We start from the raw sequence: 9,770 nt of genomic DNA, 5'->3' as shown, positions 1-9,770 counted from the left end.
CAGGCTTACCGCCCGTGGTCGGGGAGGGGGAGTATGGGCGTTCCCTGCGTTCGCGTTCCCCGTGAGGCCGGCGAAGAGACGCGCCAGCGCCTCGCCGAGGCAAACCTCGTCGACGACGGCTATGACATCACGGTTGTCGACGGGCAGCTGTACGTTCCTGTTACCGACCCCACAGCGGTGCCGTCGGACTTCACCGTTGTCGAGGCAGACCCGCCGGTCCGCGAGGGCCAGACGATGCCGGCGGACGCCCTCGACTTCGACCCGAGCTACGAGCGCATCGGTGATGTCGCGATTGTCGATGAAGATGATGACGAGCGAGCCCGAATGATCGCCGATGCAATCATGGGTTCGGACCTGCCCGTGCGAGCGGTATTGAACCGCGCATCGAAGATCAAAGGCGAACAGCGGGTCCGGGACTGGGACATACTTGCTGGTGAAGGAACAGAAGTCACCCACCGGGAGTACGGCTGTACGTTCGACCTCGACCTCGCCGAAGTGTACTTTTCGCCGCGGCTGGCGACGGAACGCCATCGCGTCACCAAGCAGGTCGGCGAAGGCGAGCAGACCTTCGATATGTTTGCCGGTGTCGGCCCGTTCGCGATTCCGTTTGCCAAACGCGGGGCGAGCTGCGTTGGGACCGACATCAACGAGACGGCGATCGAGTATCTGCAGGCGAATGCGGAGCGTAACGGTGTCGCTGACCGCATGACGGGTATCTGCGGCGACGTGCGTGAGGTGGCCGGCGAGTACGAGGACTGGGCCGACCGCGTCGTGATGAACCTGCCACACAGCGCCGACGAGTTTCTGGAGACCGCTGTCCGGCTGGCGGCCGACGAATGTGTGGTTCACTATTACGATATCCAGCACGAGGACGACCTGTTCGGACCCGGCCAGAAAGCGATCCGGGCGGCTGCGGAGCCAGCCTACGACGTGACGGTCGAAACGCGCCACACTGTCCGGTCGTATGCCCCGAAGGAACACAACATCGTCCTCGACGTTCGACTGACACGCTGAAACGAACAGTTATTATCATCACCGGTACGGGGACCGAATTGCTTAACGACGAGGAAGTCGGACGCTTGTATCTAGGAGGGTAAAATATGTACACAATACTTGTTCCCGTCGACGCCGATGAGGACCGCGCCCGCGGCCAGGCCGCCTTCGTCGCGGAGCTACCGTCTGCTGAGACCGAGATCGAGGCCGTGATCACACACGCATTGACCAAGGAGGAGGCAGAAGCGCCCGAGGAGATACGCAACGTCGAGCGGATCTCGACAGTCAGACTCGTGCGTGACTACCTCAAGGACCACAACGTCGATGTCCAACTGGCCGAGGGTCAGCAGCCGCCGGCCGACGGCATCGTCGAGCTGGCCGACGAGTTCGACGCCGACCAGATCGTCATGGGGTCGCGAAAGCGGTCGCCGACCGGCAAGGCCGTGTTCGGGAGCGTATCCCAGCAGGTCCTGCTTGAGGCGGACGACCCGGTCACCGTCGTCGGGTCCCGAGAGGAGTGAGAACGTTCCTCTCGGTAGCCCCAATTCGCAATCCTTATTGCGGTTATGCGTCCAACAACTGATGTACGCGAGCGACGCGCCGGTGTAGCTCAGACTGGCAGAGCGAATCCTTCGTAAGGATTAGGCCGAGGGTTCAAATCCCTCCACCGGCTTTTTGCGAGGAACTAACGTGACGAGCGAAAGCTACTGTGGGATTTGAATCAGGGAGGAGCTTTGCTCCGACCGTGGTTCACAATCTTCCACCGGCTTCCCCTTTCCAGTGCCGCCTTGACAAGTAGTTTTCATACCTATGACAGCCTGTCAGCAGCCGTCGGTCCTGCGTCGCTGGCATAGCAATGTCGCACGAGCCATATAAAAACGACCCTCGTCAGTGATGCAATACGGCAACAGGGCGCTGGACAGAACATCCGGTTGTAAACGATGGTCACACAGTACAGACTACCGGCGGGTACTGCGGTGTGCTCACGAGAGCGCCACGACGGACATACGTGTGGGCAGTCAGAGGGAGTGTGGTCATAATGGATTTCAGAAACGCCTGGCACCGCGACACCGATGAAGAGGTCTGTTGCATCGCCTGCGGTGACACGGTTGCTCGGTCGAATGCCCGCGAATACGACAAGTACGGCGACCGCTGGAACCGCGACGACAAGTCCTTTGAGTACCTGTGCAAGCCCTGCTACCGAGAGTACTGTCACTTCGGCCGAACCGGGCTGGAAGACCGGCTTGAAGCGGCCGGTGCCGGGACCGTAAGCCGAGACGCGTTTCTCAGACGCTATCATGATCTGGCAGACGAAACGGAGCAGACCCGCGCGGACGGTCGGTAAGCCGAAAGGCGGGTGCCCTGTTTGGCGATACGGCACCGCAACGCAGGCAGTTCAAGAAGCGAACAGACGCTTCAGGGTGTGATGACTGCTCGGCCGTCAATCTCCCGGTCTTCCAGCATCTGTGCGACGGTGTTCACGTCGCCGAGGTCGTACTGGGTCGTGTGCAGGTCGACCGCGCCGCGGTCGACGAGCGCAACCAGTTCCTGCAGTTCGGTGTACTGACCGACGATGTTACCCTGATAGGCGAACTCGCCGTTGACGAGCGCCTGAGCAGGTTCGTGGATGTGCCCGCCGTAGCCGATGATGTGGTGGTCGCCGCCGGCGGCACAGATGTCTGGCGCGAGCGCCGTCGTCTCGTCGGCCCCGACGAAGTCAAGCACCTGTGCGGCACCGACGCCGTCGCTGATGGCTTCGACCTCGCTGGCGACGTCCTCGCTTTCGGGGTCGATGGTGTAGTGTGCGCCGAGGTCGTCGGCGAGGTCGCGGGCGGACTGCTTGATGTCGACAGCGACGAGGTCAGCGGCACACATCGCGTCGAGACACTGGAGGCCGATGTGGCCAAGGCCGCCGATGCCGATAACGACAGCGGTGTCGCCCGGGTTGAGCCCGTCGACGGCCTTCTTCGCCGCGTGGTAGGCCGTGATGCCGGCGTCGGCGTGCGGGGCGATGTCGGCCGGGTCGACACCCTCTGGCAGCGGGATGACCGACCGGTCGCTGGTCAGGAGCTGGTCGGCGAAGCCGCCGTCCGTCGTCAGGCCGTTGAACGCGTCGTTCTCGCAGTACATCGTCTCCCCTTGCCGGCACGGCCGGCAGGTGCCACAGGTCTGGACCGGGTGACAGATGACCTGGTCGCCCGCAGCGACGATGTCAACGTCGTCGCCCGTTTCGATGACTGTCCCGGCGTTCTCGTGGCCCAGTGTCATCGGGAGGTCCTGCGGGACGTACTGCTCCCACATTCCCTCGATGATGTGGTTGTCAGTCTGGCACCAGCCGGCCCCCTCGACTTCGACGATGACATCATCTCCGGATGCGACCTGTGGCGCATCTACGTCGTCTATCGAGAGCCCGTCCGACATGTTGTGCGTGTACTCGTGGAGTCTGGCTGCGCGCATCGTCCTGTATCCGGACGAAACGACAATAAACCCGCATTACAAAATATCGGATATATTAGCGGTATCGCTCGTTGCAACATTTAGAACTGTATTAGCCACCCGGCCAGAGTCTGTCGACGCTGGGGGGAAAAACAATGCGTGCGGGACGCTCTCAGCTACTCAGTCTCGACTGGCCAGCAGTGCGGCCCCGAGCAGCGCCACAACGGCGACAGGAATCCCCATTCCGGGGCCGAAGGCCGACGACGGCGCGGGGCTGGTCGCGCGGATCGGTTCGTCGACCGGTTCGTCAGCCGCGTATTCCCAGACAGCGGTCTCGTTCTGAACGATATCAGCGTTCGAGGACGAGATGTCAGCGGGCATTGTCAGCTGATACTCGACCGCGACACCGTTGCCGAAGGCCACATCAGTATCTTCGTTCGCAGTGACGAACGTCCGGTCTTCGTACGTGACGTTGCCCCCGCTAGCGTTGACCGACACGTCGCTTTCCGGGCCGGGGTTCCAGTCCGTGAATGTCATCGAGAGTGTGACGTTCTCACCCTCCAGTTCTTGGTCGTACGTGTAGTTCGACATCCGACTGGTATTTACGTCGGCCGAGCGTGTCATAGAAAGCGCCACATGCAAAGCAGCAGGGTGCGGAAAGTGTGTCCAACACAACCGCGACCCTGCAGGACGTAGGTTCGGTTAACGACTTCTTGAATGCGGCGGCTACCGAGACAGTACCGCTGTTCGAGCATCTTGAGTTCGAGTTTCTGCTGGAGTACGACGTGTTCGCCCCCTCGGGGCGGGGGCGAACACGAGTCCATGAGCCACCAGACCTCTTTCGCGGCTTTCTACACTGCTACTACAAGGATGTATACGGCACACGTCCAGTCACACGAGAACTCCAGCACAGCCTCGTCTGGTACTACTGCGGACTCGACAAACCACCATCCAGAGACACAGTTGACCGGTTTCTTACCGATCTCGAACACGTCATCGATGATGTCTTCAAGAGACTCGTCGAGCAGGCCGCCTGCCGGGGCCTGCTCGACTCGACGTACTCCATCGACTCAACCCACATCGAAGCGGTCCAGTACAACGACGCCGCCTCGTGGAACTACGACCCAACAGCTGAGGAACACTACTACGGCTTCGGCTGTACGATCGTCTCGACCGGTCCAAAGATTCCGATAGCAGCGGAGTTCACACAGAGCAAACAAGCGGATCAAGAGACGGCGATGCGCGTCACGTGTGACGCGCTCGCCGTCGATACACCCATCTGGATGCTTGGAGACAGCGCATACGATATCCTCGATTGGCACGACCACCTGCTGGCCGCAGGGGTCGTGCCAATTGCCCCGTACAACCCGCGAAATACCGACGATCCGCTCGATATCGAGTATAGGGTCGAAGATCGTATCACCGAACACAGTGAGGAAGTTCTGCTCAAACAGTCCATCTTGGACGAGACGTACAACCACCGGATAGGAGTCGAACGAACTAACGATGCCGTCAAGGACTGCGGCCTCGGGCACGTCCGCGCCCGAGGCCGCGTCCACGCTCGAACAGAAGTGTTCGTTGCGCTCTGCCTACGGCTCGTCGTTGCAATCACCAACTACGAGCGAGGAAACGAGCCGGGCTGTGAGATGCTATGAGATGGATTCTATGACACGCTCTCGGCCAGAAGGTAGCCTTCGACCGAGTCATAGCCCTCCTGCTGGGCCTGGCTCTGCAGGCCGTCGTACACAGATGGGGACATTTCGAGGGTCAGGTCGTACTCCGAAACAGTGCCGTCCGCGGCCACTGTTGAGTCAACCGTCGCTGTCACACACCCGGAGAGAACGACGAGAGCAGCAAGACCAATCGCAGGGACAATCCGATGCATACCTCACCGAATCGGATGGGCTGGCATAAGCCTTGTTACCGGGGTCGACACGGCTCAATGTGTCAGGACCAGTAGCTGGTCGTCAGTCCGAACCAGACAGAAGGGCGACCCGGGGTCTCCAAAGGTGTTCGTCCGCTTTTCGCTGATAAAGAGCGTCTCGAACTCGTTGCCACAGGCCGGACAGGCGAACCCCTTCCGGTTCGACAGCGTCATCGTCCCGCGGTCGTCTTTCAGCAGCTTGAGCCCGTGTCGGTACTCGTGTACGTCGAAGCTCCCGCTGACATCTAGCCGGTCCATGCGTGTGAAACGAGTGGCGGCCGTCTAAAACTCGTCGGCGACCTACACCAGGTTCGCGCCCATATAGAGCACGACGACGAGGAAGATCCAGACGATGTCGACGAAGTGCCAGTACATCGATGCCGTCGAGACGGAGGTGTGCCGTTCAGCCGAGTACTGACCGTAGTACCCGCGAATAAAGACGATACCCAGAAGGACAGCACCCATCGTGACGTGGAGGCCGTGGAGGCCCGTCAGCCCGTAGAATGCGGACCCGTAGATGCCGCCGCCGATGCTGAAGCCCTTGTGAACGATGAATTCGTAGTACTCGTACACCTGGCCGCCGATGAAGACGATTCCCAGTAGCAGCGTCGCGCCCAGCAGCTTCAGGAACCGGCTCCGGTTCCCGCTCCGGAGCGCGATGTGACTGTAGTGCAGCGTCACCGAACTGGCGATCAGAAGCAGCGTATTGACGATCACGAGTGAGCCGAACACCTCAGGAACGGCCGCCTGTGTCCAGACCTCGCCGCCACGAACGATGAAGTAGTAGACGAAGCCAGCGCCGAAGGTGGCGATTTCGCTCCCAAGGAACAGCAGCATGGCGAACTTCAGCGTCTTGTCCGAGTGGTAGTCCGTCCCGCGCTCCCAGAAGTCCGAGACGAAGGCGTGGTACAGCCAGCCGTAGATGCCGACGAGGAAGAGGCCGACACTCCCGGCCATCGCTCCCGCCCCGACCGTCTGGCTGACAAGTGCGTTTTCGCCCATCGAGAGCACGAGCAGGGCCGCGCTGACGTAGATGCCCGAACCACCGATTGCCGTCACAAAGGGCCACCAGCTGGCCTCACCGAACCCGTGGGGCCAGTCCTCCGTCGCCGGGAGGTGATGCTCCCCGTGCCCGTCGTCCGCGTGTTCATCGGAGACACTCATACTAGGGCCCTTGCGAACGGAATACTAAAAGCCCATCCAATTCCCTGCGGTGCGTTCCGCCTCCAGCCCAGGCGAGGAGTGGCTCGCCCACATCCCGGAAGCTACACGAGGGCGAAGGCCCAACTGCCGACGATGACATCTGGGAGGCGTCGTACGGTCGCGCTGGTGGTGTGCGGACTGGGCTGGCTGGCCGCGACGGGGACGGCAAGCGCACACGGCGGCAGTCTCGCCGGCGGCGGCCGCGAGTCGCTGACGATACCGACGTGGCTCTTCCTGAGTACCGGTGGTGCGGCTGTCGGCGCGTCGTTCTTGCTGGCGTCGTTCGTCACCGACCGGACGTTCGTGGAGCGCATCCACAACTGGGGCCGTCCGCTGTCGGGTGGTTTCGAAGGCATCCTACGGCTCGCTGGGCAACTCGTTGGGCTCGGCGGACTCGCCGCGGTGTTCGTCGTGGGCTTCTTCGGACCGACGAACGCCCGGACGAATCTCGCAATACTGCTCGTCTGGGTCGGCTGGTGGGCCGGGCTCGCGATGACGACGTACCTCGTGGGCAACAGCTGGGCGACGCTCAACCCGTTCAAGACGCTCGCCAAACTCCTCCCGTCGCTCAACCGCAGTTACCCTGCCCGCGTCGGGTCGTGGCCTGCCGTCGGTGGGTTGCTCGTGCTGGTATGGGTCGAGGTCGTCAGCCCGCTCGCCGACCAGCCGCGACTGCTTGCGTCGGTTGTCGCCGGATACACCGTGCTGACAATTGCAGGCGCACTCGTGTTCGGACCCGACGACTGGTTCGCCCACGCTGACCCGGTGGAGCGGGTGTTCCGCTACTACGGTCGCTTTGCGCCTATCGGCCGCGACGAGGACGGCCTTCGACTTCGGCTTCCCGGCATGGACCTCTCGACGCCGCGGCTGGTCGACGGCCCGGACGAAGTCGCCTTCGTGGTCGCCCTGTTGTGGGTCACGACCTACGACGGGTTGGTCACGACGCCGGCCTGGCGCGACCTGACGACGCCGACCGTCGACGCCGGCGTCCCGCCGCACCTCCTGTATCCAGTCGCGCTCGGGCTCGGCTTCGCCGGCTTCCTCGGCGTGTATCGGCTCGCGGTCCGGCTTTCCCGCGATATGTCGGATACGTATCTGGCCCCAGCGGTTCTCGCACAGCGGTTCGCGCCGCCGCTCGTCGCTATCGCCGTTGGCTACCACTTCGCGCACTACCTCGGGTACTTCCTCGTGCTCGCCCCATCGCTGGCCGTCGCGCTCACGTCGCCGTTTGCGGACCCGGCAGTAGTGCCGACCATCGACCTGCCGGCGTGGTTCGGCGCGGTTGCGCTCGCGTCGGTCATCGTCGGTCACTTGGTCGCTATCTGGGTGGCCCACGCCGCCGCATACGACCTCTTTCCCGCGCGACTGCAGGCGATTCGGTCGCAGTATCCCTTCATCGCGGTCATGGTGTTCTACACGATGACGAGCCTCTGGGTCGTCTCCCAGCCGGAGGTGGCACTCCCACATCTATGACTGACACAGCAACCCAACCAGCGGCCGATACGGCAGCGACAAGTACTGACGACGAAGCAGCCTACGATGTCCCGGCCGACGCCACGGCCTACAGCTGTTCGTACTGCGGCCGGCCGTTCGCCCGCGAGTCCTGGCTCGCGCTCCACCGCGGCCTAGCCCATCCCAACGAACTCGACGACGAGGAGGTCGAGGCCTTCCGGGTAGCCCACGACGAGGAGGAAGAGTCGCTTTCGACGTTCCGACTCCAGGCACTGGGCGCACTCGTGCTCATCTACTTTGGTTTCCTGATGGTGTACGCGCTCGTGTGAACTTCACTCGTTTTCGAGGCATCTCTGACGACTACGGACGGGAAGCGAAGCGTTGATGGGTCGCAGGTGACCAAACAGTGGGTATGGACCTTCGCGTTATCGACAAATCCGACACGGAACTCTCTATCGAAATCGCCGGTGAGGACCACACGTTCATGAACGTGATCAAGGGAGCGCTACTGGAGACAGAGGGCGTCACGGCGGCGACCTACGACGTGAACCCGGAACAGTCCGGTGGCCAGACGGACCCGGTCCTGACCATCAAGACCGAGGAGGGCGTCGACGCGCTGGAGGCCCTCGAAGACGGAACCGACGCCGTCATCGAAAAAGCAGACAACTTCACGGACGCGTTCGAAGCCGCCGCGTAATTCTAACAGAGTATGTACGTGACGAACACGCGTTCGTCCGGACCAACGTGGATGTCGAGGCCAACCAGTCCGGTGTCCGCTCGCTGGATTCTGTTGCCCCGCTCGAGGTAGCTGTCGACGAGTGCGGTCGCCAGCGCCGTCTCATTCTGGAACTGGTCGAGCGACTGTGGTGTTCGGTCGTAGGCCACCTCATAGCTGACCACGACTGGGCGTTCACAGGGGAGGTCGAATCGGGACACGCCCTCCCGCGTGGGCCGCTCCGCATTGTCGTACCTCGCATCGACACGGCCCTTGTTGTAGTAGGCTGCAGCGTCGTCGATGGTCGCGTTCCGCGAAACGGTCCCGCCGCCGACGCCCGACCGCCGGACATTGTACACGTCAAGGTATGTGTCCTCGACATCGGCAATCGAGAACGAGTTAACCGTGTCGCCGCTTCCAGCAGGGGACGCAATCGGCGGTGGACCAGCGGGAGTTTCAGCGGCAAAGCCCGGCAGCGTGATGCCGCCCACAGCGGCGAGTCCGATGAGCCCGAGCAACACTGCTACGGCGGCGTAGCCGATCACATACTTCGTCTCGAGTACGTCCAGCCAGCCGGTCTGTATGTCATCGAGCGGGTCGTCTTCCGGTGGCCCCACTCGTCGCTCGAAGTTACTCCCGCCACAGCGTTTGCACGGCGGAGAGTTCTTCTGATGCTGGCGACCGCAGTCCAGACAGACCCATCTGGGCCCACCCTCGACGACCTCTTCGTTGACCTGCGTCACGGCCTCCTCAAAAGAACCGTGGCCGCAGTTATCACACGGCGGGTCGTTCTCCTCGTGGGGTTTGCCACACCATTCACACCGCCATTTCATTGTTGATTCTCCGTGGTGGGCGAATAAAACCTGCCCGATGCCAGGCCACAGTGCCGCGGTTTTCTGGGGACGGTCCCCCGCAGTCGGTCGGTCAGTTGGCTCGACAGATACAATCCACCCTGTGGACAGGTCCTGCCAGTAGCTAAAAAAGATATGCCCGCAAACAGTGAGAACTGACATGGAACCTTGGGGCGCGGAGAAAACCGATGCTATC

13 protein-coding genes and 1 tRNA gene are annotated in these 9,770 nt (G+C 62.1%); 8 read left to right on the top strand and 6 right to left on the bottom strand.

All coding sequences use genetic code 11. The features are described 5' to 3' along the window. The first annotated feature begins 33 nt into the window (after positions 1-33). The 4 genes from BDK61_RS11665 to BDK61_RS11650 all read left to right on the top strand — a co-directional run bounded on the left by BDK61_RS11665 (position 34) and on the right by BDK61_RS11650 (position 2,338). Positions 34-1,014, top strand: coding sequence for a class I SAM-dependent methyltransferase (locus BDK61_RS11665; protein WP_121303300.1), 981 nt, complete (start codon positions 34-36; stop codon positions 1,012-1,014). An 86-nt stretch (positions 1,015-1,100) separates the two neighbouring features. After that, a complete protein-coding gene (locus BDK61_RS11660) occupies positions 1,101-1,514 on the top strand; it encodes a universal stress protein (protein WP_004957014.1) in 414 nt (137 codons plus the stop codon). A gap of 78 nt (positions 1,515-1,592) precedes the next feature. Next, positions 1,593-1,666: transfer RNA gene (locus BDK61_RS11655), tRNA-Thr, on the top strand. Between the two features lie 366 nt (positions 1,667-2,032). Beyond that, positions 2,033-2,338 (top strand): DUF7562 family protein, encoded by a 306-nt coding sequence (locus BDK61_RS11650; protein ID WP_004957013.1) that lies wholly within the window; start codon positions 2,033-2,035, stop codon positions 2,336-2,338. A 71-nt stretch (positions 2,339-2,409) separates the two neighbouring features. Here BDK61_RS11650 and BDK61_RS11645 read toward each other — a convergent pair whose 3' ends face one another. Beyond that, positions 2,410-3,450 (bottom strand): NAD(P)-dependent alcohol dehydrogenase, encoded by a 1,041-nt coding sequence (locus tag BDK61_RS11645; protein ID WP_121303299.1) that lies wholly within the window; start codon positions 3,448-3,450, stop codon positions 2,410-2,412. A 159-nt stretch (positions 3,451-3,609) separates the two neighbouring features. Continuing rightward, complete coding sequence (locus tag BDK61_RS11640; RefSeq protein ID WP_244209770.1) at positions 3,610-4,053, bottom strand: PGF-CTERM sorting domain-containing protein; 444 nt, start codon at positions 4,051-4,053, stop codon at positions 3,610-3,612. Between the two features lie 38 nt (positions 4,054-4,091). Here BDK61_RS11640 and BDK61_RS11635 point away from each other — a divergent pair, with 38 nt between their 5' ends. Continuing rightward, a complete protein-coding gene (locus tag BDK61_RS11635) occupies positions 4,092-5,084 on the top strand; it encodes a transposase (protein WP_121302489.1) in 993 nt (330 codons plus the stop codon). An 8-nt stretch (positions 5,085-5,092) separates the two neighbouring features. Here the strand turns inward: BDK61_RS11635 and BDK61_RS11630 are convergent, their stop codons facing one another. From BDK61_RS11630 to BDK61_RS11620, 3 genes are read right to left on the bottom strand one after another with little or no spacing between them, the layout of a single operon-like run. Further along, positions 5,093-5,314 carry a hypothetical protein gene (locus tag BDK61_RS11630; RefSeq protein WP_244209768.1) on the bottom strand — a complete coding sequence of 74 codons (222 nt, stop codon included), beginning with the start codon at positions 5,312-5,314 and terminating at the stop codon, positions 5,093-5,095. A gap of 54 nt (positions 5,315-5,368) precedes the next feature. Next, complete coding sequence (locus tag BDK61_RS11625; RefSeq protein WP_004957007.1) at positions 5,369-5,611, bottom strand: DUF7385 family protein; 243 nt, start codon at positions 5,609-5,611, stop codon at positions 5,369-5,371. A gap of 42 nt (positions 5,612-5,653) precedes the next feature. Further along, positions 5,654-6,517, bottom strand: a complete 864-nt coding sequence (locus BDK61_RS11620; protein WP_004957006.1) for a cytochrome c oxidase subunit 3 — start codon at positions 6,515-6,517, stop codon at positions 5,654-5,656. A gap of 165 nt (positions 6,518-6,682) precedes the next feature. Here BDK61_RS11620 and BDK61_RS11615 point away from each other — a divergent pair, with 165 nt between their 5' ends. The 3 genes from BDK61_RS11615 to BDK61_RS11605 all read left to right on the top strand — a co-directional run bounded on the left by BDK61_RS11615 (position 6,683) and on the right by BDK61_RS11605 (position 8,705). Beyond that, positions 6,683-8,029 (top strand): hypothetical protein, encoded by a 1,347-nt coding sequence (locus BDK61_RS11615; RefSeq protein WP_121303298.1) that lies wholly within the window; start codon positions 6,683-6,685, stop codon positions 8,027-8,029. After that, positions 8,026-8,337 carry a C2H2-type zinc finger protein gene (locus tag BDK61_RS11610; protein WP_007187770.1) on the top strand — a complete coding sequence of 104 codons (312 nt, stop codon included), beginning with the start codon at positions 8,026-8,028 and terminating at the stop codon, positions 8,335-8,337. Before BDK61_RS11615 ends, BDK61_RS11610 begins: the two co-directional genes overlap by 4 nt. A gap of 83 nt (positions 8,338-8,420) precedes the next feature. Beyond that, positions 8,421-8,705: a DNA-directed RNA polymerase subunit L gene (locus tag BDK61_RS11605; protein WP_004957000.1), complete on the top strand. Its 285-nt coding sequence runs from the start codon at positions 8,421-8,423 to the stop codon at positions 8,703-8,705. A 2-nt stretch (positions 8,706-8,707) separates the two neighbouring features. Here BDK61_RS11605 and BDK61_RS11600 read toward each other — a convergent pair whose 3' ends face one another. Beyond that, positions 8,708-9,556, bottom strand: a complete 849-nt coding sequence (locus tag BDK61_RS11600) for a hypothetical protein (RefSeq protein WP_121303297.1) — start codon at positions 9,554-9,556, stop codon at positions 8,708-8,710. Positions 9,557-9,770 lie beyond the last annotated feature (214 nt).

Origin of the sequence: Haloarcula quadrata, from assembly GCF_003634715.1 — an archaeon.
GTDB classification, from domain to species: Archaea; Halobacteriota; Halobacteria; order Halobacteriales; family Haloarculaceae; genus Haloarcula; species Haloarcula marismortui.
The sequence above is the reverse complement of the archived record's forward strand: the minus strand, read 5'-3'. Positions and strand labels throughout refer to the sequence as shown.